At 65.5% G+C, this 24127-nt stretch carries 22 protein-coding genes and 2 tRNA genes; 10 read left to right on the top strand and 14 right to left on the bottom strand.

Features of this window, described 5'->3' with window-relative positions; genetic code table 11:
- Positions 1-202: 202 nt before the first annotated feature.
- Both ACN0SE_RS19580 and ACN0SE_RS19575 read right to left on the bottom strand, forming a co-directional pair.
- Positions 203-1450, bottom strand: coding sequence for a lytic murein transglycosylase (locus ACN0SE_RS19580; RefSeq protein ID WP_417526216.1), 1248 nt, complete (start codon positions 1448-1450; stop codon positions 203-205).
- Between the two features lie 258 nt (positions 1451-1708).
- On the bottom strand, positions 1709-2278 hold the full coding sequence (locus tag ACN0SE_RS19575; protein ID WP_417526215.1) for a YcbK family protein: 570 nt from the start codon (positions 2276-2278) through the stop codon (positions 1709-1711).
- Positions 2279-2621: 343 nt separating this feature from the next.
- Between ACN0SE_RS19575 and ACN0SE_RS19570 the strand changes: the two genes are divergently transcribed.
- From ACN0SE_RS19570 to ACN0SE_RS19555, 4 genes are read left to right on the top strand one after another with little or no spacing between them, the layout of a single operon-like run.
- On the top strand, positions 2622-4238 hold the full coding sequence (locus ACN0SE_RS19570) for a L,D-transpeptidase family protein (protein ID WP_417526214.1): 1617 nt from the start codon (positions 2622-2624) through the stop codon (positions 4236-4238).
- Between the two features lie 31 nt (positions 4239-4269).
- On the top strand, positions 4270-5361 hold the full coding sequence (lpxD, locus tag ACN0SE_RS19565) for a UDP-3-O-(3-hydroxymyristoyl)glucosamine N-acyltransferase (RefSeq protein ID WP_417526213.1): 1092 nt from the start codon (positions 4270-4272) through the stop codon (positions 5359-5361).
- Positions 5362-5395: 34 nt separating this feature from the next.
- Positions 5396-5662, top strand: coding sequence for an acyl carrier protein (locus tag ACN0SE_RS19560; RefSeq protein ID WP_417526212.1), 267 nt, complete (start codon positions 5396-5398; stop codon positions 5660-5662).
- Positions 5663-5689: 27 nt separating this feature from the next.
- Positions 5690-6898 (top strand): beta-ketoacyl-[acyl-carrier-protein] synthase family protein, encoded by a 1209-nt coding sequence (locus tag ACN0SE_RS19555; RefSeq protein ID WP_417526211.1) that lies wholly within the window; start codon positions 5690-5692, stop codon positions 6896-6898.
- A gap of 404 nt (positions 6899-7302) precedes the next feature.
- On the opposite strand, the gene ACN0SE_RS19550 is transcribed toward ACN0SE_RS19555, so the two are convergent.
- From ACN0SE_RS19550 to ACN0SE_RS19540, 3 genes are all read right to left on the bottom strand, one after another.
- The gene (locus ACN0SE_RS19550) at positions 7303-8118 is read right to left on the bottom strand and encodes a lytic murein transglycosylase (RefSeq protein WP_417526210.1); all 816 of its coding nucleotides are present in this window, start codon (positions 8116-8118) and stop codon (positions 7303-7305) included.
- Between the two features lie 189 nt (positions 8119-8307).
- Positions 8308-9714 carry a type I glutamate--ammonia ligase gene (gene glnA, locus ACN0SE_RS19545; RefSeq protein ID WP_417526209.1) on the bottom strand — a complete coding sequence of 469 codons (1407 nt, stop codon included), beginning with the start codon at positions 9712-9714 and terminating at the stop codon, positions 8308-8310.
- A 118-nt stretch (positions 9715-9832) separates the two neighbouring features.
- Positions 9833-10171 carry a P-II family nitrogen regulator gene (locus ACN0SE_RS19540; RefSeq protein ID WP_048531347.1) on the bottom strand — a complete coding sequence of 113 codons (339 nt, stop codon included), beginning with the start codon at positions 10169-10171 and terminating at the stop codon, positions 9833-9835.
- Positions 10172-10365: 194 nt separating this feature from the next.
- Between ACN0SE_RS19540 and ACN0SE_RS19535 the strand changes: the two genes are divergently transcribed.
- On the top strand, positions 10366-12024 hold the full coding sequence (locus ACN0SE_RS19535; RefSeq protein ID WP_417526208.1) for an NAD(P)H-hydrate dehydratase: 1659 nt from the start codon (positions 10366-10368) through the stop codon (positions 12022-12024).
- Here the strand turns inward: ACN0SE_RS19535 and ACN0SE_RS19530 are convergent.
- A complete protein-coding gene (locus ACN0SE_RS19530; RefSeq protein WP_417526207.1) occupies positions 12021-12536 on the bottom strand; it encodes a Hint domain-containing protein in 516 nt (171 codons plus the stop codon). The genes ACN0SE_RS19535 and ACN0SE_RS19530 overlap by 4 nt on opposite strands.
- A gap of 159 nt (positions 12537-12695) precedes the next feature.
- Here ACN0SE_RS19530 and ACN0SE_RS19525 point away from each other — a divergent pair.
- Positions 12696-12780, top strand: a tRNA-Leu gene (locus ACN0SE_RS19525).
- 38 nt (positions 12781-12818) lie between these two features.
- Positions 12819-13643 (top strand): Rossmann-like and DUF2520 domain-containing protein, encoded by an 825-nt coding sequence (locus ACN0SE_RS19520; RefSeq protein ID WP_417526206.1) that lies wholly within the window; start codon positions 12819-12821, stop codon positions 13641-13643.
- Here the strand turns inward: ACN0SE_RS19520 and ACN0SE_RS19515 are convergent.
- From ACN0SE_RS19515 to ACN0SE_RS19485, 7 genes are all read right to left on the bottom strand, one after another.
- A complete protein-coding gene (locus ACN0SE_RS19515) occupies positions 13640-14569 on the bottom strand; it encodes an AEC family transporter (RefSeq protein WP_417526205.1) in 930 nt (309 codons plus the stop codon). The genes ACN0SE_RS19520 and ACN0SE_RS19515 overlap by 4 nt on opposite strands.
- Before the next feature lie 63 nt (positions 14570-14632).
- Complete coding sequence (locus ACN0SE_RS19510) at positions 14633-15433, bottom strand: MBL fold metallo-hydrolase (protein ID WP_417526204.1); 801 nt, start codon at positions 15431-15433, stop codon at positions 14633-14635.
- Complete coding sequence (locus ACN0SE_RS19505; RefSeq protein ID WP_417526203.1) at positions 15430-16230, bottom strand: TatD family hydrolase; 801 nt, start codon at positions 16228-16230, stop codon at positions 15430-15432. Before ACN0SE_RS19505 ends, ACN0SE_RS19510 begins: the two co-directional genes overlap by 4 nt.
- A 7-nt stretch (positions 16231-16237) precedes the next feature.
- A complete protein-coding gene (locus ACN0SE_RS19500) occupies positions 16238-17371 on the bottom strand; it encodes a DNA polymerase III subunit delta' (RefSeq protein WP_417526202.1) in 1134 nt (377 codons plus the stop codon).
- Positions 17372-17849: 478 nt separating this feature from the next.
- Positions 17850-18461 (bottom strand): dTMP kinase, encoded by a 612-nt coding sequence (gene tmk / locus ACN0SE_RS19495; protein WP_417526201.1) that lies wholly within the window; start codon positions 18459-18461, stop codon positions 17850-17852.
- Between the two features lie 12 nt (positions 18462-18473).
- Complete coding sequence (locus ACN0SE_RS19490) at positions 18474-19646, bottom strand: D-alanyl-D-alanine carboxypeptidase family protein (protein WP_417526200.1); 1173 nt, start codon at positions 19644-19646, stop codon at positions 18474-18476.
- Between the two features lie 37 nt (positions 19647-19683).
- Positions 19684-20598, bottom strand: a complete 915-nt coding sequence (locus ACN0SE_RS19485) for an SPOR domain-containing protein (protein WP_417526199.1) — start codon at positions 20596-20598, stop codon at positions 19684-19686.
- Positions 20599-20797: 199 nt separating this feature from the next.
- On the opposite strand from ACN0SE_RS19485, the gene ACN0SE_RS19480 reads away from it, so the two are divergent.
- Together ACN0SE_RS19480 and ACN0SE_RS19475 are read left to right on the top strand one after the other, a co-directional pair.
- Positions 20798-20887: transfer RNA gene (locus ACN0SE_RS19480), tRNA-Ser, on the top strand.
- 147 nt (positions 20888-21034) lie between these two features.
- A complete protein-coding gene (locus ACN0SE_RS19475; RefSeq protein WP_417526198.1) occupies positions 21035-22306 on the top strand; it encodes a tyrosine-type recombinase/integrase in 1272 nt (423 codons plus the stop codon).
- On the opposite strand, the gene ACN0SE_RS19470 is transcribed toward ACN0SE_RS19475, so the two are convergent.
- Positions 22288-22470 (bottom strand): hypothetical protein, encoded by a 183-nt coding sequence (locus tag ACN0SE_RS19470; RefSeq protein ID WP_417526197.1) that lies wholly within the window; start codon positions 22468-22470, stop codon positions 22288-22290. The genes ACN0SE_RS19475 and ACN0SE_RS19470 overlap by 19 nt on opposite strands.
- A gap of 291 nt (positions 22471-22761) precedes the next feature.
- On the opposite strand from ACN0SE_RS19470, the gene ACN0SE_RS19465 reads away from it, so the two are divergent.
- Complete coding sequence (locus ACN0SE_RS19465; protein WP_417526196.1) at positions 22762-24090, top strand: DUF927 domain-containing protein; 1329 nt, start codon at positions 22762-22764, stop codon at positions 24088-24090.
- Positions 24091-24127 lie beyond the last annotated feature (37 nt).

Below are 24127 nucleotides of genomic sequence, written 5' to 3'. Positions count from 1 at the left end.
TCAGATGCTCCTCTCTCCACCTATGCCTGCCACGATAGCAGCGGGTTGGTGGGAAGGCAGTTCATCCCATTAGCTCAGGAAGGCGAAGTTCTGGAAAGCCTCGTGACCAAGCACTTGGTTGCGTGAGATGGCGCTCCCATTCCGCCAACACTCGAAGTGAGTGTTTGAATTCCCTCCTATCAGGTGCGCCAACTTTGCCAGGTCAGCCCCCCAGCGCCGCGACGTTCTGCTTGTCGGGGAAGCAGGTCGCTTTTTGTCCGTTGGCCTCTTGCCAGCGGCCGATCGAGCGGCGGGTCTTGTAGCCCGGCAGGCCGTCGGCGCCGCCGACGTCGTGGCCCATGCCCTCGAGCCGGCGCTGGGCTGCCGCGATGTCCGAGCGGTAGAGCGTGTCGACCTTGCCCCAGGAGGCGTGGAAATCGCCGACGCCATAGCGGATGCGGTCGCCGACATGGCCCACGAACAGCGCGTAGAGGTCAGAGGTGTTGTAGTCCTTGAGCACGTAGAAATTCGGCGTGACGATGAAGGCCGGGCCTTGGCGGCCGGCGGGCATCATCAGGTAGCCTTCGCCGGAAAGTTCGTGCGCCGGGAAGGGCTTGCCGGATACGCGGGTGATGCCCATGGCGGCCCAGTCGGCGATCTTGCGGCCCTGGTCGGGGCCTTCAAGCGTGCAGGAGACCGAGGCCGGCACATCGACCTCGAAGCCCCAGTCGCGGCCAGAGACCCAGCCGTGCTGCGCCAGATAATTGCCGATCGAGGCGATGGTGTCGGCCTCTGAGCGCCAGATATCGGCCTTGCGGTCGCCATTGCCGTCGGCGGCATATTTCAGGAAGTTCGACGGCATGAACTGCGGCTGGCCCAGCGCCCCGGCCCAGCTGCTCTTCATCGCGCTTTCCGGCGCATGGCCGGCCTCGGCGATCTGCAAAGCGGCGATCAGCTCCGAGGTGAAATAGGCGGCGCGGGTCGACATGAAGCCCTTGGTGCCCAGCACGCGAAAGACGTTGTGGGGGATCGCCACGCGGCCATAGCCGCTCTCGCGGCCCCAGATCGCCAGGATGATGCGGCCGGGCACGCCGATGCGCTTTTCGGTCGCGGCCAGAGCCGCGGCATGGCGCTCGGCCATCTGCTTGCCAATGCGGGTGGCACCGTCGATCGAGTTGCGGTTGAAGTATTTCGACGGCGCACCGAACTCGGCCTGGCGCTGGCGCTTCGGGGTCTCGGCCTCGCTGCCGGGCGGAACCAGGTCGGGCAGGTCCCAGTTCAGGGTGACACCGGCAAAGGCCGCGTCGAACGTGGCGCGGGACACGCCCTTGGCACTGGCACGGGGCCAGACCTCTGACTGGATCCAGGACTGGAACTGCCGCTCGACGGCGGATTTGTCCTGCGCCGCGGCCGGGTGACCGGCCCCGATCAGGGCCAGGCCCAGAAAAAACAGGGTGACGGAAAAATAAATCACACGCACAGGGAACCTCCGGCGGGTTTGAGTGTTGGGGCAGTGTATCGCAACAACGAAAGCCGCAAATACTTCATTCGGCGCCGTCACGGCAGGTTGATCTCCTCACGCAACAACCTGCCCAGATCCCGCCCTGTCCCCAGGTCTGTCGTGCCCCCTCCCCGGATGCACCGCGGCCAGGGCGGGAGACTGGCCCAGACAACGAAACGCCGCCCCAAGGGACGGCGCTGGCGAGCTTGCGATGAGACGGTGAGAGCGTCAGCGGCCCCAGGACCGGACGGCGCCGCAATCCATGTGCACGAAGTTCGAGCTGGAGTAGCGCCCGACACCGCCTGCGCGGCAGGCCGAAGCTGCCTTGGCGATCTGGCTGACGGAACGGCCCTTGAGGCTCACGTCGGCAGCCTGACCCTTCAGGTGCAGCGAATTCTTTGCAACGCCCGACGAGCGGGACCGCAGCATCGCGTTGGTTTTCGGGCTGCGATAGCCGGAAAGAAGCATGTAGGGCTCGGGCACATCCAGAAGGTTGTGCGAAGCCGCCAGAATGTCGATGGTTCGAAGGTCGATGTATTTCACGTCGTTCGTGCGCCAGTCGCGCATGAACTTGTGCACCTCTTCGACCGCATCCTTGATGTATTCGCCCTCGACCCAGTAGATCATGTCGAGCCGTTCGCCCGTCCTGGCCGAGTACATCTTGATGCGCCGAATGTCGCCACCGCCGCGCAGGAAGCCTGCTGCATTGGTGTAAGTCGGTGCTGCTGTTACCAAAGTTGCCGCGAACGCGCCCAAGAGGCCACGCCGCGAGATACCGCTGCCGCGAAGTTCTGTCATGTTGTATTGCGCCTGTCTGTCGCTCTCTAAAAGTTCAGCCCGCGATGTTACGCGGAACCTGCCATCTCATCCCCAGATGCGTGGTCTGTATGCCACATTGGGGTTTTTTCGCCAACCGAAGATTCCCGCCTGCCTACCATGCTGGGAGAGTTGGGCGAAAACTTGCCCAATATTCGAAGTGCGTGGCAAGAATGCGCACAAAACCTCCGATTCCAAACCCGTGTCAATTGCTGGTCAACTATCGGAAGTGTGCATTGCAAGACTTAAGAATATGTGAGTAGACAAAAGGATATGGCACTCTAGGTGCTGCTTTGGTTAAGAAATTGAGGCCCGGAGAGACGGTATGACGCAGACGCAGGCAATCGGACGGTTCAGGACACTCATGGGAAGCGCGGCGCTGGCGGTTGCAGTGCTGGGATTCGGGCCGTTGCCGGCATCTGCCGAGGTCACTGCCTTCAAACAGGCGGTCGCCGAGAGCGCCTCGGTCAACCGCGATATCGCCGCCTTCTACCGCGAAACCCGGTTCGAGCCGGTCTGGACCGGCGACAGCGAGGTGCACCGCGCCCGCCGCGCCGCGCTTCTGGCGGCGGTCTCCAAGGCCGGGCTCTACGGGCTGCCCACCGACAAGTATGACCCCGAGGTGCTGCGCGCCAAGATGGCCTCGGTCCAGGGCGAACGCGGTCTGGGCCAGCTCGATGTCGAACTGAGCGAGACGCTGGTACTGTTCTCCCGCCACATGCAGACCGGCATCCTCGACCCGCAGAAGATCGTCTCGGGCATCAAGCGCGAGGTGCCGCTGCGCGACCCGATCTCCTATCTGCGTGACTTCACCTCCGGCGATCCCGATGCCTTCTTCCGCACCGTGGTGCCCGCCACCGCCGAATACACCCGTCTGGTACGCGCCAAGTTCGAGCTCGAGCGGATCGTGGCCTCTGGCAGCTGGGGTGCCCAGGTGCAATCCGACAAGGTCAGCCCGGGCGACAGCGGCCCCGCCGTCGTTGCCCTGCGCAATCGCCTGATCGCCATGGGCTACCTCGACCGCTCCAACACCGCGGTCTATGACGGTGCACTGCAGAAGGCGGTTCAGGAGTATCAGACGGCGCAAGGCCTCGAGCCCGACGGCGTTGCCGGCCCGGCCACCCTGCGCGCGATCAATGTGCCGGCCAGCGAACGGCTAAAATCGGTGCTGGTGGCGATGGAGCGCGAACGCTGGCTGAACCGGCCGCGCGGCAAGCGGCATATCCTCGTCAACATCCCCGATTTCAAGGCGCGGATCATCGACGACGACAAGGTCACCTTCGAGACCCGTTCGGTGGTGGGCAAGGACCAGCCCGACCGCGAAACGCCCGAGTTCTCGGACGTGATGGAATACATGGAGATCAACCCGTACTGGAACGTGCCGCGGTCGATCACCACCGAGGAATACCTGCCGGCGATGCGCCGCAACCGCTATGCGGTCAGCCATCTCGAAGTGATCAACGCTCAGGGCAGGGTGGTGCCGCGCTCGGCGGTGAACTTCGCCGCCTATTCGGACCGGACCTTCCCGTTCCGCCTGCGCCAGCCGCCGTCGACCAAGAATGCGCTGGGACTGGTCAAGTTCATGTTCCCGAACAAGTACAACATCTACCTGCATGACACCCCGGCCAAGAGCCTGTTCTCGCGCGAAGTGCGGGCCTTCTCGCATGGCTGTGTGCGCCTGAACGAGCCGTTCGAATTTGCCTATGCGCTGCTGGCGAAACAGACCGACGATCCGGTCAATTTCTTTCAGTCGCGGCTGCAGTCGGGCCAGAACATCCGGGTCAATCTGGAAGAGCCGGTGCCGGTGCACCTGATATACCGGACCGCCTACACCGACGCCAAGGGCCGGCTGCATTTCCGCGCCGACATCTACGGCCGCGATGCCCAGGTCTATCGCGCGCTGCAGAACGCGGGGGTGGCGCTGACCTCGGTTCAGGGCTAAACCTCGCAGCGCAACGATTGCGAGGCGCAGGATGACCCACAGGGTTCAGGACATAGCGGTGGCGCTCGGCTGCGAGGCAGCGGGCGCCACTGACATTTTCGTCGACGGCGTGCGCGAACCGGCCGAGGCCGGGCCAGAGCATCTCGCCCTGGCGATGAAGCCCGAATTCGCCGAAACCCTGCCAAAGGGCCGGGCCCGCGTCGCGTTGCTCTGGGCCGGTGCCGACTGGCAGGCGATGGGGCTGGAGGCCGCGATTTTTGCCGAACGGCCGCGCTACGCGCTTTCGGGCCTCTCGGCGATGATGGACCCGGGTCCGCGCTTTCCCGAAGGCATTCACCCCAGCGCCGTGATCGACCCCTCGGCCGAGGTGGGCATCGGCGTCAGCATCGGCGCCTTCACCGTGGTGGGGCCGGGTGCGGTGATCGGCAAGGGCTCGGTCATCGGCCCGCAATGTCACATCGGCGCCAACGTGCGGCTGGGCGAGGGCGCCTTTTTGCATGCCCAAGTGACGCTGGCGCATGACGTCACCATCGGCGCACGTTTCATCGCCCAGACCGGCGCGCGGATCGGCGGCGACGGCTTCAGCTTTGTCACCCCCGAAAAAAGCGGCGCCGAGCGCGCGCGCGAAACCATGGGCGACCAGGGCGAGACCAAGGCGCAGCCCTGGGCGCGGATTCATTCGCTGGGCGGCGTGGTGATCGGCGACGATGTCGAGATCGGCGCCAATTCCTGCATCGACCGCGGCACCGTGCGCGCCACTGTCGTGGGCTCCGGCACCAAGATCGACAACCTCGTGCAGGTCGGCCACAACTGCATCATCGGCCGGGATTGCCTGCTCTGCGGCCAGGCGGCGCTGGCAGGCTCGGTCAGGACCGGCGACAACTGCGTTTTCGGCGGCCAGTCGGGCGTCGCCGACAATATCCTGATCGGTGACAACGTCATCACCGGCGGCGGGTCCAAGGTGCTGTCCAACGTGCCGAGCGGCCGCGTGCTGCTGGGATATCCGGCCACCAAGATGGATATCCAGACCGAAAGCTACAAGGCAATCCGCCGGTTGCCCCGCCTCGCGCGCGATGTCGCGGCGCTCAAAAAAGCGGTTTCCAAGCTGGTCGAGAGCGACTAAATCACCGGTGGACCACTAGGCGGAGGACAGGCCGATGGACGTCAAGGACAAGGTTGTCGAGATCATTGCCGAACAGGCGGTGCTGGAGAAATCCGACGTCTCCATGGACAACACGCTCGAAGAACTGGGCATCGACAGCCTGGGGCTGGTCGAGAGCATCTTTGCCATCGAGGAAGCCTTTGACATCTCGATCCCGTTCAACGCCAACGAACCCACCGAAAGCGATTTCGACATTTCCTCGGTCGGCAGCATCGTCGCCGGCATCGAACAGCTCATTGCCGAGCAAAGGGCCGAGCCCTGAACCAGTGACCAAGCGGGGCAGGACAGAATGAAACGGGTTGTCATCACCGGCGCCGGGACGATCAATGCGCTGGGGCAGAACGTGCCCGACACGCTGGCGGCCATGCGCGAGGGGCGCTGCGGCATCGGCCCGCTCGAGATCGCCGATCTCGACCGGTTGGCGATCCGCATCGGCGGACAGGTCCGCGACTTCGATCCGATGACCTTTTTCAACCGGCAACAGCTGTCGCTGTACGACCGGTTCACCCAGTTCACCCTGGTCGCCGCCCGCGAGGCGCTGGCGCAGTCCGGGCTCGTGTTCACCGACGAGCTGGCGGCGCGTTCCGGCGTGATCCTCGGCAATTCCGGTGGCGGCATGAACACGCTGGATGAGAATTACCGCTCGGTCTACGAAGAGGGCAAGAACCGGGTGCATCCCTTCGTGGTGCCCAAGCTGATGAACAACGCCGCGGCCAGCCACGTGTCGATGGAATTCAACCTGCAGGGCCCGTCCTTCACCGTCTCGACCGCCTGCGCCTCGTCGAACCACGCCATGAGCCAGGCCTTCCAGATGGTCCATGGCGGCATGTCGCCGGCGATGATCACCGGCGGCTCGGAAAGCATGCTCTGCTTTGGCGGGGTGAAGGCCTGGGAAGGCCTGCGGGTGATGTCCAAGGACGCCTGCCGGCCGTTCTCGGCCAATCGCAACGGCATGGTCCAGGGCGAGGGCGCGGCGGTCTTTGTCTTCGAAGAGCTCGAACACGCCCGCAAGCGCGGCGCCGAGATCCTGGCCGAGGTGGTGGGCTTTGCCATGTCCTCAGACGCCTCCGACATCGTCATGCCCTCGAAGTCCGGCGCCGCCCGGGCGATCCGCGGCGCGCTGGTCGATGCCAAGCTGAACACCACCGACGTGGGCTATATCAACGCCCACGGCACCGGCACCGCGGCCAACGACAAGACCGAAAGCGCGGCGGTCGCCGATGTCTTCGGCGCCCATGCCGACCGTCTGATGATCTCGTCGACCAAGTCGATGCATGGCCACCTGATCGGCGGCACCGGCGCGGTCGAGCTTCTGGCCTGCATCATGGCGGTGCGCGACGGGGTGATCGCGCCCACCATCGGCTACGAGGAACCCGACCCGGAATGCGCGCTTGACGTGGTGCCCAACGAGGCGCGCGAGGCCCATGTCGAGGTGGCGCTGTCCAACGCCTTTGCCTTTGGCGGGCTCAACGCGGTGCTGGCGCTGCGGCGGTTCTGAGGGCTTTTCCCGAGATATGAGATGGCTGGCGCCGGGCTGGCCTCTGGGTCCGTGGCGCCAGGTGGGGCTGGGGGTGAGCCCGGTGTCGGGCGGGGTGTGGCGTATTTCCGAAGAGAAGAATGCGGGGGTGGGGTGAGACCTTGGCGGCGTTGCGCTTGGGGCGGAGGGCGTGTGGCGTATTTTGAAAGAGAAGAATGTGGGGGTGGGGTGAGCCTTTGGCGGTGTTGCGCTTGGGGTGGAGGGAGTGTGGCGTATTTTGAAAGAGTAGAATGTGGGGGTGGGGTGAGACTGTGGCACCGTCGTTCTGGGGGTGCAGGGTGCGGCCTGTCTTGAACGAAAAGAAGCCCGGGGGTGGGGAGACCTCCGGGCTTCTGGCGTTCTGACAGGAGGGGAGCCCTGTCAGATCATTGCGCGCGCTCGGCGGCGTAGGCGATGGCCCGCTGGTAGTTGCCGCTGTCGTTCCAGGCCGACAGAACGCGGAAGTTGGCGGTGCCTTCGCCAAAGGGCGCGCCGGCACGCCAGCCGTTCTTGGCCAGCATGTTGGCCGCCGAGGCCAGGGCATCCGAGGCGTTGTAGGGATCGGCCCGGCCGTCGCCGTTGCCATCGACGCCATAACGCAGCCAGTTGCCGGCGAGGAACTGCATGTGGCCCAGCTCACCCGAGGGGCCGCCGCGGGTATTGGCGGTGATGATGCCGCGGTCGACCAGCTTCAGCGCGGCGATGGCGTGGCTCTCGAACCGCGGGTGGCGGCGGCAGTAGGAGGCCAGCGTCACCGCGCCGCCGACGATCGGGGTCTCGCCCAGATAACCGCCCCAGCTGGTCTCCAGCCCCCAGATGGTGGCCAGCACGCTGCCGGGCACGCCGTAGCGGCGCTCGATCGAGGCGAAGGTGTTGGGGTTCTTGGCCATCCGCGAGCGGGTGCGCTGGATGAAGGCATCGGCCGAGCTGCCCGAGCGCTTGGCCAGGAAGGTGGCCGGGTCACGTTGCAGGGTGCCGCTCTGGCTCGAGGGGTTGGATTCGAACCGCCAGGTGATGCCCGAGAGCTGTGCCCCCTGCAACGCCTGCATGCCGCGCTGGCCGACACCGTTGGCCTGGGCATCCTGGGCCAGCCCGGCCTTGTAGCCGTTGAAGCCCCCCTTGGACGTGATGCATTGCGCGGCCTGGACGGCAGGGGCGGCAAGACCCGCGATGAGTGACAGAGCGATGGTAAAACGGCGCATGAAAATGTCCCTGTTCTGGCAAGTGAGCGATTACAGGGAAGTGTAGCGGGCCGGGGCCTTGCGTCCAGAAAATTCCGGGAAGTTTTCGCGCCACCGGCGGGCCGGCCCCGTGCGACGCGAAAAGGGCGCCCCGAGGGACGCCCTTTGCCTGTGCCGGAGAAGAGGCCGGGCCTGCGCCCGGCACCGCCCTCAGCAGCTGTAGTACATGCCGAACTCGACCGGGTGCGGCGTGTGCTCGTACTTCTCGATCTCTTCCATCTTCAGCTCGATGTAGCCCTCGATCTGATCCTTGGTAAAGACGTCGCCGGCCAGCAGATAGTCCATGTCCTTCTGCAGCTCTTCCATCGCCTCGCGGAGCGAACCGCAGACGGTGGGGATGCCTTCGAGCTCTTCGGCCGGCAGGTCGTAGAGGTTCTTGTCCATCGCCTCGCCGGGATCGATCTTGTTCTGGATGCCGTCGAGGCCGGCCATCAGCAGGGCCGCGAAGCACAGGTAGGGGTTCGCCGAGGGATCGGGGAAACGGGCTTCGACGCGCTTGGCCTTGGGGTTCTCGGTCCACGGGATCCGGACGCAACCCGAGCGGTTGCGGGCCGAATAGGCGCGCAGAACGGGGGCCTCGAAGCCGGGGATCAGCCGCTTGTAGCTGTTGGTCGAGGGATTGGTGAAGGCGTTGAGCGACTTGGCGTGCTTCAGGATACCACCGATGAAGTACAGGGCTTCCTGGCTCAGGTCGGCATATTTGTCGCCGGCAAAGAGCGGCTTGCCGTCTTTCCAGATCGACATGTTGCAGTGCATGCCGGTGCCGTTGTCGCCATAGATCGGCTTCGGCATGAAGGTCGCCGATTTGCCATAGGCCTGGGCCACGTTGTGGATGACGTACTTGTACTTCTGCAGCTCGTCGGCCTGTTTGGTCAGCGTGCCGAAGATCAGGCCCAGCTCGTGCTGGCAGGACGCCACTTCGTGGTGGTGCTTGTCGACCTTCATGCCGAGGCGCTTCATGGTCGAGAGCATCTCAGAACGGATGTCCTGGCCGTCGTCGGTCGGGTTCACGGGGAAGTAGCCGCCCTTGAGACCCGGACGGTGGCCGGTGTTGCCCATCTCGTATTCGGTGTCGGTGTTCCAGGAGGCGTCGATCGCGTCGACCTCGTAGGAGACCTTGTTGATGGTGTTCGAGAAACGCACGTCGTCGAACAGGAAGAACTCGGCCTCGGGGCCCCAGTAGGAGATGTCACCGATGCCGGTCGACTTCAGGTAGGCCTCGGCCTTTTCTGCGGTGCCGCGCGGGTCGCGGTTATAGGGCTCGTTGGTGTCAGGCTCGACAACAGAGCAATGCACGCAGACGGTCTTTTCGGCATAGAACGGGTCGATATAGGCGCTGTCGCAGTCGGGCATCAGCTTCATGTCGGAAGCTTCGATCGATTTCCAGCCGGCAATCGAGGAGCCGTCGAACATGAAGCCCTCTTCGAGGAAATCCTCGTCGACTTCGCTTTCGATCACGGTCACGTGCTGCAGTCTGCCGCGCGGGTCGGTAAAGCGGATGTCGACGTAGGCAACGTCCTCGTCCTTGATCAGCTTGAGCAGGTCTTTTGCGCTCATTTGGTCATTCCCTTGAGTTTGATTTGGTGTTTCGGGGTCCCGGACCCGGCCCGGGACCTGATGCATGTCGCGCCGTGCAGGAGGCCCCGGATCAGGTCCGGGGCACGTGCGCTTTGGCTCAGAGCGCGTCCGAGCCGGTTTCGCCGGTCCGGATGCGGATCGCCTGTTCGACCGGGGTCACGAAGATCTTGCCGTCGCCGATCTTGTCGGTCTTGGCTGCCTCGACGATCGCCTCGATGGCGCCGTCGACCTGGTCGTCGTCCAGCACCACCTCGATCTTCACCTTGGGCAGGAAGTCGACCACGTATTCCGCGCCGCGGTACAGTTCGGTGTGGCCTTTCTGCCGCCCGAAGCCCTTGACCTCGACCACGCTGAGGCCCTGAACGCCGACGTCCTGCAGCGCCTCCTTGACCTCATCAAGCTTGAACGGCTTGATGATTGCCTCGATTTTCTTCATGTGGTGCCTCCTCGCAAAGGGTGTTGAGAGGCTCAGACCACTTCTCACCGGGGGCTACAATTGTGTAGGCTCGGGGAGAGGCGGATTTGAGCACCGGCCAAAACCATGCGCCTAAAGAACGGGCGATTTGCACATAAATCAAGCAGAATTGAATCTTGGGGGTCCGATGGGGGGAATTGCTGAGCGCGGCGCAGATGCGGGCCTTCGAACAGGCGGCGATTGCCAGCGGCAAGGTGACCGGTCTCGAGTTGATGGAGCGCGCCGGGGCGGGCGTGGTCGAGGCGGTCCTCGAGGAATGGCCGGAGCTGGGGCAGGGCGCGCACCGGGCGGTGGTGCTTTGCGGGCCTGGCAACAATGGCGGCGACGGGTTTGTCATTGCGCGGTTGCTGAAGGAACGCGGCTGGACGGTGGAGGTGTTTCTCTACGGTGATCCCGCGCGGCTGCCGCCGGATTCCAGGACGAACCATGACAGATGGTCCGAGATGGGCGAGACGCAGCCGCTGACGGTCGAGGCGGTCGCCCGAGGCACCCGGCCCGAGGTTCTGATCGACGCGATGTTCGGCACCGGCCTGTCGCGGGCGATCCCTTTGGACTGTGCAAACGCCTTTCACGCGGTAAAGCAGCGCGACACCGGCGCCGGGCATCGCTGTCATACGGTGGCGGTGGACTGCCCCTCGGGGCTCGATTGCGACAGCGGTGCCTTTCTGGTGCCTGCAAGGCCCGAGGGGGCAGAGGACGGATCGGAGGCGCACCGGCACTGGTGGCGCGAGGAGGCCTCGAAGCGGATCCTGCAGGCCGATCTGACCTGTTCCTTTCACCGCGCCAAGCTGGGGCATTACCTCGGCACACTGCAGACCCGGTTGCGTCTCGTGGATATCGGTCTGGGCCGCGAGGACCCGGCGCAGCTGAACCGGACCGAGACGCGCCCGCTGGACCGGACCTGCCTGCTGGAGGCCGACAGGCATTCCCGGCCGCCCGGGCGTGTCTGGCCCGGGCGGTGGCTCGGGAAAGGCGAGGCGGGCTCTCACAAATACGATCACGGTCACGCCTTGGTCCTCTCTGGCGGCTTCGGCAAGACCGGCGCGGCGCGGCTGGCCGCACGTGGCGCGCTCAGGATCGGTGCGGGGCTGGTGACGCTGGGGGTGCCGGGATCGGCGCAGATGGAAGTGGCGTCGCAGATCACCGCTCTGATGCTCAGGCGGGTCGAGGATGCCGAGGGTTTGGGCCGGGTGTTGGAGGACGCCCGGATCAACGCGCTCTGCCTCGGGCCGGGGCTGGGGGTCGAGCGGGCGAAGGCGCTAGTGCCGGTGGCGCTGGGGGACGGGGGGCCGACGGCGCCCCCTGCGCGCGGGGTGGTGCTGGATGCAGATGCTTTGACGGCGTTCAGAGAGGCGCCCGACGCGCTGTTCGATCTGTTGCACCCGGGCTGCGTGCTGACCCCGCATGGCGGTGAGTTCGCCCGGCTGTTCCCCGATATCGCGGCGCGGCTGAAAGAGACGCCGACCCGTGGCCCGGCCTGGTCCAAGGTCGACGCCACGCGAGAGGCGGCACAGCGGGCGGGCTGTGTGGTGCTCTTCAAGGGGCCGGCCACGGTGATTGCCGACCCGGAGGGGCGCTGTTCGGTCAATGCGGCGCTCTACGACCGCGCGGCGCCCTGGCTGGCCACCGCCGGGTCCGGGGACGTGCTGGCGGGCATGATCACCGGGCTGCTGGCGCGGGGCCTGTCACCGATGCAGGCGGCCGAGGCCGCCGCATGGCTGCATGTCGAGGCCGCGCGCCATGTTGGCCCCGGGCTGATTGCCGAGGACCTGCCAGAGGCGCTGCCACCTGTCCTGCGCGGGCTGGGGCTCTAGGCCACCAGTTCTGCCATTCGCGTGCCGCAGGCAATCTCGATGCCGTCGGCATAAAGGATATGTGGCGCGTCAAACCGCAGGGAGATCAGCCGCAGCCGCTCGACAGCGCCCTGGGTGATGAACTTGCCATCTACCAGCCGCGCGACCGGCACCAGCACCTCCTTGGCGCCAAACAGCGCCTGGGCGCGCCAGTCGCGCACCAGCACCCGCTGGCTGGCGGGCAGCACGAGGTCCTCATCGGGCCGTGTGTGACCCAGTGAGCCGGCCTTGATCCGCACTGTGGCGCAGGTCACCTCCAGCGTCTCGACCGCGCCCAGCAGCGCCATGCCGGTGTCTCGGGTGATGATCCGGTCGCCCGGGCTGAGGAACTGCACCGGCATCTCGCCGTCCAGCGTCCACAGCCGCGTGCCGGCCAGAAGACCGTTGATCTCGATATCCGCGCGCTCGTCCGTCCGGACGGAGTCCGGCCGGGGGATCTGTTCCACTGCGCGCCCGACCTCGTTGGGTTTCATGGGCTTACCTGTATTCACTGCTCGTTTTTTTTCACAGGTTATCTCAAGAACCGGTAAATGTCCTGATATTTTATCGCCCTGCGCCTAAATCCCCTCGCATCCTGTTTCCAGCTTTGCTAGAGACCTGCGGGCGCAAGCGCTTCTGGCGCGGCGCAGGATGCGGGTGTGGCGGAATTGGTAGACGCACCAGATTTAGGTTCTGGCGCCGCAAGGCGTGGGGGTTCAAGTCCCTTCACCCGCACCATTCCTCGCCCCGACCGCCCCGGAGCGAAGGACACCAGCATGACGCGCGCCCTCTCGATTACGGTCATCGGTCCCGGCAAGGTGGGCCAGACGCTGTTGCGGCGGTGCAACGATACTGATGGCTTTGGTGTCGCCGACATCCTCGCGCGGCGCATCGAGGCGGCCGAGGCGGCGCGGGATTTCGCCTTCAGCGGCAGGGCAATTGACACCTTCGAGGCGCTGCGCCCGGCGGATGTCTACCTGCTGACCGTGCCGGACGACCAGATTGCAGCGGTCGCGCGCAGGCTGGCGGCCTGTGACCTGCCACCGGCCACTGTCGCCCATTGCAGCGGCTTTCACCCTTCAGCGCTGCTGGCGCCGTTGGCCGAGGCCGGCTGGCAGACCGGCAGCGCCCATTCTGTGCTCTCCTTCGCCGATCCCGCGCTCTCGGTTGTGCAGTTCCAGGGCGCCTTCTGTGGCATCGAGGGCGCGGCGTCAGCGCTGCTGACGCAGGTCTTCACCGCCCTCGGCGCGCGCTGCTTTCCGATCCGCGGCGAGGCCAAGGCGCTCTATCACGCGGCGGCGGTGATCTCGAACAACTTCACCACCGTTCTGCAGGCGCTGGCGCAGGAGGCCTGGGCCGAGGCCGGGATGCCGGAAGACGTCATGTCAGAGCTGCATGCGGTGCTGTTGCGGGGCACGGTCGAGTCGGTGCTGGCAAAGGGGCCGCAGGCGGCGCTGACCGGGCCGGCGGCACGGGGCGACAGCGCGGTGGTCACGGCGCAGGGCGCGGCGGTGGCCGAATGGCACGACGACGCCGGCGCGGTCTACGCGCGGCTCAGCGCCATGGCGGCGCGGCTCAAGGCCACTGGCCAGACCCGCTAGGGCAGCAGCGCCAGCCAGACCCAGATCGTCAGGATCGACAGCGCGGTGGCGATCAGCACCGAAGAGGCCGCCACCCGCTTGGCCACGCCATACATGTTGGCAAAGACGTAGCAGTTGATCCCCGGCGCCATCGACGCCGTCAGCACCGCCGAGCGCAGCGCGCCGGTCGACAGGCCGGTGAGCGTGCCCAGGGTGAAGGTGATGCTCGGGTGAAGGATGAGAGACACGCCGCAAACCAATGCAATGATGCGGAAATCTCCGTCAGGGCGATAGCGGTACATGACCCCGCCCATGCCGAAGAGCGCACAAGGAATGGCGGCTCGGATCACCAGGTCGAGCCCGTCGGTGGCCACATCGGGCAGGTCGAGGCCCGAGAAGTTGACGGCAAAGCCCAGCAGGATGCCGATCACCAGCGCATTGCGAAACATCGCCTTCAGGACCTTGGCCGGCATCTGCCGCGCCGGGGTGCCGCGCGAGCGGGCGATCTCCATCGCGGTGATGCCGATGCCGTAGCAGAAGGGCGAATGCAGGGCGACGATGGCGTAGTTCGGGCCAAGGGCCGCGGCGCCATAGGCGCTCTCGGTGATGGCGATGCCCAGCATCACCGAGTTGGCAAAGAGGCAGCAGAAGCCGATGGCAACCGAGTCTTCCCAGGCGCGCTTGAAGACAAAGCGCCCGGCCAGCAGGCCAATGGTGAAGCCGGTGAAGGAGCCGGTGTAGAAGCTGACCAGCAGTGCCAGGTCGAAATGCGCGCCGAGATCAAGGGTCGAGATCGCCATGAAGAGCAGCGTCGGAATGGCGATCTTCTGGGTGAAATCCATCAACCCGTCGATGGCATTGTCGCTGATCCAGCGACGCCAGACGGCGAGATAGCCGGCGCCGATCACCAGAAAGACCGGCAGGATCACCTCGAGCAGCGCCTGCATGTCAGCCTTGCGCCTCGGGGCTGGCGTGGCGTGGGCGTATTTTGAAAGAGAAGAAACCCCGGGTCATGCAGGAAGTGTCAGCTGCATGAGATCGTAGGCCGGGGTGATGTGGTCGGGGGTCTCGGCCTCGAGCGTGGCGTAGTCGAGATCGATGTGCATGTTGGTCAGCACCGCGCGTTTCGGCGCCACCCGCGCGATCCAGTCCAGCGTCCGGGCGAGGTGCGAATGGGTGGGATGCGGCTTGCGACGAAGCGCGTCGACCACCCAGATGTCGAGCCCGTCGAGCATCGGCCAGACCGGATCGGGGATTTGCGCCACGTCGGGCAGATAGGCGAGGCCGGCGATGCGGAACCCGAGCGCGTCCATCGAGCCATGGTCGACCTCGAAGGGGGTCAGTGTGATCGGGCCGCCGGCGCCGGTGATGGTGACGTCGCCGTCGATGGTGTTGAGATCGAGGATCGGCGGATAGGGCGAGCCTGCGGGCTGGACGAAGGCATAGCCGAAGCGCGCCAGCAGCGCCTCCTGGGTCGGGCCGTCGGCCCAGACCGGCAGGCGGTTCTTCATGTTGAAGACAATCATCCGCAGGTCGTCGATGCCATGGGTGTGATCGGCATGGGCATGGGTATAGACCACCCCGTCGAGCCGCCCGGTGCCGGCGTCGAGCAGCTGGCTGCGCAGGTCGGGCGAGGTGTCGATCAGCACCGAGGTGGTGCCGGCGTCGCTGACCCGTTCGACCAGCATCGAGCAGCGGCGGCGGGTGTTCTTCGGGTTTGCAGGGTCGCAATCGCCCCAGTGGCCGCCGAGACGGGGCACGCCGCCGGAGGAGCCGCAGCCGAGGATGGTGAACCGGTAGTGATCGCTCATGACGGTGACCACGCGGCGGCCTTGGCAAAGAGCCGTTCGAAATTGGCCTCGGTCTGCGCGGCGAACTCGGCATAGTCCATGCCGAAGGTCTCGGCGGCGCGGCGGGCGGTGTGGGCGGTATAGGCCGGCTCGTTGCGCTTGCCCCGGCGCGGTGGCGGCGCGAGGTAGGGGGCGTCGGTTTCCACCAGGATGCGGTCGATCGGGGCGGCGGCAAAGATGTCGCGCAGCTCCTGGCTCTTGGGGAAGGCGGTGATGCCGGACATCGACAGGTAGAAGCCGAGGTCGAGGGCGCGGCGGGCCAGCTCGGCGCTCGACGAGAAGCAGTGCATGACGCAGGCATAAGGCGCATTGCGGTGCTCGGCGGTGAGGATCTCGGCCATGTCGTCGTCTGCGGCGCGGGCGTGGATGATCAGCGGCAGGCCGGTCTGCTGCGCGGCCGCAATGTGGATGCGCAGGGATTGCTTTTGAATATCAGCACTTTCGGCGGTGTAGTGATAGTCGAGCCCGGTCTCGCCGATGCCCACGAACTTCGGGTGCTGCGCCAGGCTCACCAGCTCCTCGACCGAGGTCAGCGGCTCTTCGGCGGCGCTCATCGGGTGGGTGCCGGCGGCGTAGAACACCGGGTCATAGCTCTCGGCCAGGGCGCGCACCTTGGGTTCGTTCTTCAGGCGGGTGCAGATGGTGACCATGCGGTGCACCCCGGCATCCACGGCGCGGGCGACAATCGCGTCGCGCTCGCCGTCGAAATCCGGGAAGTCGAGATGGGTGTGGCTGTCGGTGATCTTCGGGTTGCTCATATCCGCCTCAGGCGGCCAGGTCGGACGCCGTTTTCTGGAGTTTGATCATCGTATCTAGGATGAGCGCGGCAGGGTCAAGATTGACCGCCCGCCCGTGGCGGCTGCGCTCGGCGATCTGCTGGCCGATCTCGGCCCAGGCGCGGGCGCGGCGGGCATCGGGGGCAAGGCGGGCAAAGACCTCGGCCTCCTGCGGGGCGGCGGCCGGATGCGGCATCTGCCCCGAGGCCCCGGCGCGGGCCAGCCGGATCAGCGCCAGGTCGATCAGCGAGAAGATGGTGTTGACCCGGTCCTCGGCGCCGCGCGCGGTGGCGGCCTCGGCCAGCGCCAGGGCGCGGGCGCGGTCGAGCCGGGGCAGGGTGCCCAGCAGCGACAGGATCGCGGCGTAGAGCTTGGGGCCGTCGTTCAGCGACAGGCGGATGGCATCGCCGACGGAGCCTGCCGAGAGGGCGGCCAGCGCCTCGGCTTCTTCCGATGCGACGGTGATGCCGGCCTGGTCGAGGGCTGCGGTCATGTCACCCGGCGAAAGCGGCCGCAGCTGCAGCATCCGGCAGCGCGAGCGGATCGTCGGCAGAAGCGCCGAGGGCTGGTGTGTGACCAGCAGCAGGGTCGAGCGGGCCGGTGGCTCTTCCAGCAGTTTCAGCAGCGCATTGGCGGCGGAGGTGTTCATCTCGTCCGCCGCATCGACGATCACCACGCGCCAGCCGCCGTCGGCCGCCGAGAGGGCAAAGCGGCTTTTCAGCTTGCGCACCTCGTCGACGGTGATGTCGGCCTTGAGCCGCTTGGCGCGGTCGTCCCAGGGGCGGGTGAGCTTGAAGAGCCCGGGCTCGGAGCCTGCGGTGATGCGCCGGGCGACCGGATGCTCTGGGTCGATGTCGAGAGAGGTGGGCGGCGGCGGCGCGCCGAAGAGACCGTCGTCGGCGGCGCCTGGCGGGTTGGCGATCAGGTAGCGGGCGATGCGCCAGGCCAGCGTCGCCTTGCCGGTGCCGCGGGGGCCGGCAATCATCCAGCCATGGTGCATGCGGCCCGAGGTGACGGCCTCGAGAAAGGCCTGTTCGGCCGCGTCCTGGCTGATGAGGCGGGCGGTGTCGCGCGGATGGGGCGCGCCTTCGATCTGGTCGGGTTGGGGGCGGTCGTCGCTCATGGGCTCAGGTCTAGTGCGGAGTGCGGCGGGACGGAAGGGGGGATTGAGGGTGTGGCTTCGTTTCCGGGCTCGAGCCGCGCATTGCCGGGCCGCGGTGCGGCGATCCTGCGTCGGTTCGGCAGCGCTTTATCCCTGCCACATCCGCAAGTTACCGGAGCGGCGCGCTAACGTCAGCCAAATCGCCGTGCCGTGGAGGCGGCCCGGCGATGCGCGGCGGCCGTTGGCCGCTGTTAACGCGCTGAGAGCTTGTCGGAGGTTTGGGAGAGAGCGGCGCAATTGCGGGCCGCGGTGCGGCGAACCTGCGTCGGTTCGGCAGCGCTTTATTCCTGCCACATCCGCAAGAGACCGGAGCGACGCGCTAACGTCAGCCAAATCGCCGTGCCGGGGGGGCGCCCGGCGATGCGCGGCGGCCGTTGGCCGCTATTAACGCGCTGGGGAGCTTGTCGGAAGTTAGGAAAGAGCTGCCTCGCGTCTTAGGCTAGGAAATCTCACGCGCAGCCAAATCCGCCACGTCACGCGCCACGTCCTCCACCGGCCGTCCGCCGTCGATTACCCGGAACCGGGCGCTGTATTCCTTGGCCAATGCCAGGAATCCGGCGCGCATCTGTTCCTGCAGGCCGGCGCCGAAATCCTCGAACCGTTCCTCGACACCGCCACGCCCCTTGGCGCGGGCCAGGCCCAGCGCCGGGTCCATGTCGATCAGGATCGTCAGGTCAGGCTCGCGTGCGATCATCAGCGCATGCAACTGGTCGACGATGCCGCGCAGGTCTCCGCGCGAGAGCCCCTGGTACATCCGCGTCGAATCCGCAAAGCGGTCGCAGATCACCACCTTTCCGGCCTCGAGCGCGGGCAGGATCGTCCGCTCGAGATGATCGCGGCGGGCGGCGGTAAACAGCAGGATCTCGGTCTCGGCCGACCAGCGGTCGGGATCGCCCTGCAGCACCAGCGCCCGGATCTCCTCGGCCCCGGGCGAGCCGCCGGGCTCGCGCGTCAGGACAACCTCGCGGCCCTGGCCGCGCAGATGCTCGGCCAACAGCCGGGCCTGGGTGGATTTGCCCGACCCGTCAATGCCTTCGAAGGAAATGAACACCTGTGCGCGCGGTCAGGACGGCAAACCGGGCACCGGGGCGCCCCATTGCTTGAGCAGCACCTTGGCGGCTGTGGTCACCCGGCTCATGAAACCGCCGGCGGCCACGGCACGATCGGCCACCAGCGGCACCGTCGTTTCCGGCAGACCTTCGAGCGAGATGATCATCTCGCCCAGCTTGTCACCCTTGGCAAAGGGCGCCTCGATCGGGGAATTGTAGACCACCTCGGCGTTGATCTTGCCGCTGGCCAGCACCGGCACCAGCATCTCGATGTCCTTGGCCGGCACCAGCCCCACCTTGGGGGAAGAGCCCATCCAGACGTCGGCCTCCGCCACAACCTGGCCCTCGGCTGCGACCTTGGACTGGGTGAAATGCCGGAACGCCCAGTTGACGATTTGCTCGCTCTCCTCGGCCCGCGCCCTCTCGCTGTCGAGACCGGAGACGACAAAGACCACCCGCCGATCCCCCTGCTTGGCCGACCCCACCAGACCGTAGCCGGCCTCCTGCGTATGACCGGTCTTGAGCCCGTCAGCGCCGATATCCAGCCGCAGCAACGGGTTGCGGTTGGTCACGTTCTGCGGCGCGCGGCCGTCAAAGGCAAAGGTACGCTCGGCGAACATCGGGTAGAACTCGGGGAAATCCTCGATGATCCGCCGGGCGATCAGCGCGAGGTCACGGGTCGACATGCGGTGCCCGGCGGCGGGCCAGCCATTGGAATTGGTGAAGGTCGAATTGGTCATGCCCAGCTGCTGCGCGCGCCGCGTCATGTAGCGGGCAAAGCCCGCCTCGGTGCCATCGGGGCTCAGCGCCTCGGCGATCACCGCGCAGGCATCATTGCCCGACAGCACGATGATCCCGCGCAGCAGGTCCTCGACCGAGACCCGGTCGGTGGTGTCGAGAAACATGGTCGAGCCGCCATAGGACATGGCGTGCTGCGACACCGGCAGCTTTTCCTGCAGGTCGAGCCGGCCATCGCGGATCGCCTCGAACGCCATGTAAAGCGTCATCAGCTTCGACATCGAGGCCGGCGGCAGCGCGGTGTCGGCATCCTTGGCCAGAAGCACCGTGCCGGTGGTCAGATCGACCACGAAGGCCGATTTCGCCCGGGTGTCGAAGGCCTGCGCCGACACCGCGGTCGATGCGGCCAGCGCAAGGGCGAGGAGGGGGGCTGCGAAATGTCTCGTCATGGCTCGTCCGATTGGCAGAGGCCCTCGGCGGGGCGTTTCAGTTTGTCACGGCATAGGCATCGGTAAAGCCCGCCGCCTTGATCGTCTTGAGGAAACCCGCGCGTTCAGAGGAGCTGGCGGCCGGGCCGACAAGCACCCGCCAGAACGTCTTGCCCTGGCTCGACTGCTTCTTGATCACGGCGTTCAGCCCGCGCGATTTCATTGCCGCGGCGGTGTTCTGGGCGTTCTTCTCGACCGAGAAGATGCCAAGCTGGATATAGGGTTTGCTCAGCGGCGAGGCCTTGGGCGCCGGCGCCGGCGCCGGCGCCGGTTTCGGCTTGGGCGGCGTGGCGGGCGCGGCCGCGGCGTCGATCGCGGCTTCGGCCACGGCGGCCGGCGCATCGAGCTCGGTCGCGGTCACGGCATCGGGCGCACCCAGCCCGGCGGTGTCCACGGTCTCGGGCGTCTGCGGGGTTTCCGGCGTCTTCTCGCGGCGCAGCGCCGTGACGTTGAGGTTGGTCGGCTGACCGGCCACCAGCCCCAGCGCATCGGCAGCATCGGAGGAAACCTGAAGCTCGGGCCCCGGCGTCGCGCGTTCCTTGCGGAAGAGCGCGCCGATCACGAATTTGCCATTGCCGGGATTGCGGATGATCACCCGCTCGGGTTCCTTCACGTCCGGATGCGCCACCCAGACGCCGCCCAGCGAAGGCCGCCCGTCCCAGAGCCCGCTTTCGGTCACCTGAAAGACATCCGGCGCCTCGACGTCGCGCTCCACCAGCCGCGTGGCGCGGCTTGCCGGGGCGGCGGCCGCGGTGTCGCCGTCCTTGGGTTGCAGAAAGCCCGGAAGCTGCGCGCCGTTTTCGCAGGCCGCGACCAGCCAGACCGCCGTGCCGGCCGCCAGAAGCCGCATCACCCGCGTCCCGCGCGGCATCGCCCCCTGGCCTGACGCGCTAACTCGCTGAGAATTCATCATCTTGCCCTTTTCGCCTTTTGTGCCCGTCGTGGGGCCTTGCCGGTTTTCCGGTCTTGTGCTGACTGCCTGCGCCCTTGCGCGCGCCGACAGCTTATCCTCTGCCCGCATGCAAGAAAAGGCCCGCGAGCCGTGATCGGCGGAAATCCTGCATCAGAGCGCTTTGCAGAATCACTTGCCGGCGTTTAACGAGGCCCTGCGCGGAGGAGTGGCAGAGTGGTCGAATGCACCGGTCTTGAAAACCGGCGTGCGTGAAAGCGTACCGTGGGTTCGAATCCCACCTCCTCCGCCATCTTTCATTTTTCGTTTGTGGCGCAAGTTGCTGAAATTACTCTGTAAATCGAGTGATTTCATTGCCTCTTGGATTGTTCGGATCGGTTTCTGCTATACTTTTTGCTATACATTTTGCTATGCATTATCCGCCGATGCGGAGGGTGACATGGCAATCAAGCAGCGCGGAAAGAAGCTCTCCCTCTACAGACGGGTCCCCAAGCGGTACGCCGCGGTCGAGCCGCGCAAGCATGTATGGGTCGCCCTTGGCACTGACAGCTTATCGGAGGCCGAAACCAAGTCCGGCCTGCTGTGGGAGCAGCTGGTCGCCGGCTGGGAAGCGATGCTCGCCGGTGACACATCGGACGCCGAGCGGCGCTTCGAGGCGGCACAGGAGCTCGCCAGGGCGCAGGGCTTTCGCTATCTCTCAGCCCGGCAGGTTGCGAAACTGCCAGTCGACGAGCTGCTGGAGAGGGTCGAGGCTATTCCGGCTCGAGACAGCAAGGTTGACCGCGCCCAAGCCGCAGCTTTGCTGGGTGGTGCGCAGCGGCCCGAGATCACCGTGTCCCGCGCGCTCGAGCTTTACTGGGAACTGGCGCGGGAAAAGACCTTGGGCAAGAGCGCGGACCAGCTTCGTAAATGGGAGAACCCACGAAAGAAGGCTGTGCAGGCTTTCATCGGCGTTGTCGGCAACAAGCCGATCTCGCAGATCAACGGCGACGATATGCTGGATTTCCGCGCCTGGTGGCTCGAGCGGATCGAAAATGAGGGCCTCAAGCCCAGCAGCGCCAACAAGGACCTGATCCACTTGGGCGAGGTGCTGAAGACGGTCAACCAGATGAAGCGACTGGGTCTCGATTTGCCGCTCGCCGGGCTCAGTTTCAAGGAGGGCGAACAGACGCAGCGTCCGCCGTTCTCCACCGCCTGGATCCGCGACCGATTGATCATACCGGGGGCCTTAGCGGGGCTGAACAGCGAGGCGCGGCTTATTCTTCTGGCAATGGTCAATACCGGTGCCCGGCCCAGCGAATTGGCGGCGCTGACGCCGGAGCAGATCCGACTGGACGGGCCGGTGCCGCACATCGCGATCGAGCCGGTCTTGCGTCAGCTCAAGAGTGCGAATGCTCGGCGGGTGTTACCGCTCTGCGGCGTGAGCCTTGAGGCGATGCGCGCCGCGCCGGATGGCTTTCCACGCTATCGCGACAGTGCTTCCAGCCTTTCGGCCACTATCAATAAGTATCTGCGCGAAAACCATCTGATGGAGACGCCGCGGCACACTCTCTACGGGTTGCGGCACAGTTTCGAAGATCGCATGCTTGAGGCGGGGATCGACGAGCGCATTCGTCGCGATCTGATGGGCCACGCTCTCGATCGCGAGCGCTATGGCAAGGGCGCGTCTCTAGTGCATCTGCAGAAGTTGCTTCAGACCATCGCCTTGTGACGGGCAACTACGGCTCTGGCGCGTTCGATGGCGCTTTGCTGATGCTCCAGCAGGGAAATCTCGCGCTCGATCCTTTCGAAGACCGGAATGTAAACCGGGTCTTCGATTACCAGCTCTGCCAGTATGCCTTGGGCGGCCTGAAGCTTTGCAAGATCGTCGCTCATACTATTGCTATAGCAATCGGCCGACGGGATGCAGAAGGGATCACGAAGTCGTGAAAATTTTTTCTGTTTCTTGGTGATTTTCTGAAGGACAGGCTCGCCTTGAGCGCCTCTGGCACGCGACCATTTCGATCGGCCTCAATTTTTTTTCGCGATCGAGCGCAGTCCGGCGGGCTTCTTGCTATATTAACCATACCAAGCCCTCGAGCACCTCATCCGCTCGCATTTTCATCCCACCCGACCGACGCGCCCTCAGGTGTGTCGAGCCTATGCTATTGCCAAGGAGCACCGCCCATGCACCAACAGTCCCTTGCCTTGAAGGTGACCGAGACCTTTGTTGAACCTTCCACCGCCGCAAACGCGACATGGAAACCTGAAGCCGGCTTGGCTGACGGCTTTCTGGTCAAGGAAGAGGGCATCTACAAACACGACGGCGACCCCAGCGAAGATAGCGAGCCGCAGAGGATTTGTTCGCCCCTGCGTGTGCTCGGGCAGTGCCGCGACCCCCAAGGCAAAGGTTGGGGGAGCGTGATTTCCGTTCAGGACGCAGATGGCCGTTGGCACGAGTGCGTGGTTGAAGCCCGTCTGGTGCAGAAACGCGCTAGTGCGGCGCTCGACCCGCTATTTGCCCTTGGCTTGCAACTGGGCGATGTCGAAAAAGCTGACAAGGCCGTTATTGGGATGATTGCCTCCTGGCGCACCGAGCATCGCTATGAACGCACAGACCGGCTTGGCTGGCTGGGCGACGGCTTCGATGCCTTTGCCTTGGGCAGGAGTCGGGTCATCGGAACCCAAAAGATCATTCATACTGGGGCCTCCCAGGCCATGGACCGCGCGTTGAAGCCCCGCGGCACAATGGAGCAGTGGCGGCGGGATGTTGCCGAGCCCTGTGCCGGTAACCCACTGATGGTATTGGCGCTTTCCACTGCATTTAGTGGGCCGCTATTGTCGATGCTCGGCGCAGAGGGAGGCGGTTTCCATTTCCGAGGCCCGTCTTCCTGCGGAAAGTCCACTCTGTTGCGCATCGCTGTGAGCGTCTGGGGTGCGCCCGACTTCAAGCAGAGTTGGCGCGGCACTGACAACGGGATCGAAGGGATCGCCGCCGCCAGCAACAACACACTGCTTGCACTGGATGAACTGCATGAAGTTGAACCGAAAGTCGCTGGCGAAATCGTCTATATGCTTGCCAACGGCCGGGGCAAGGCCCGCATGGACCGCGGGAGACAGGCCGATGCTCGGCAGCGCTGGAGCGTTCCTGTCTTGTCCAGCGGCGAGCTGTCACTCGAAGCTCACATGCAAAGCGCGAGGCGAAAAGCAACCGCAGGGCAAGAGGTTCGGCTGATCGATCTGGCAGGAGGCGAAAGACGCTTTGGCGCGTTTGACACTCTTCACGGCTCGACGAGCGGTCAGGTCTTCGCTGACCGGATGCAAGAGGCTACCGCGATGTCTCACGGCATGGCAGGGGCTAAGTTCGTTGAGTATCTGATAGCCAATCACTGGAAGGCGGGAAAGTGGCAGCCGATCGTGGATGAATTCTGTCAAATCTGTGTGCGCAATCTTGATCTGCCGCCGGATGGTCAGGTGTGTGAACAGGCGTGCAATTTTGACCCCGTAACGGGGTGATCGGCGTCCAAAAATGACCCCCTTACACTGATGTGGA

It is taken from the genome of Marinovum sp. (assembly GCF_048263515.1).
Taxonomy (GTDB): Bacteria; Pseudomonadota; Alphaproteobacteria; order Rhodobacterales; family Rhodobacteraceae; genus Marinovum.
This window is presented reverse-complemented; position numbering and strand designations above follow the sequence as displayed.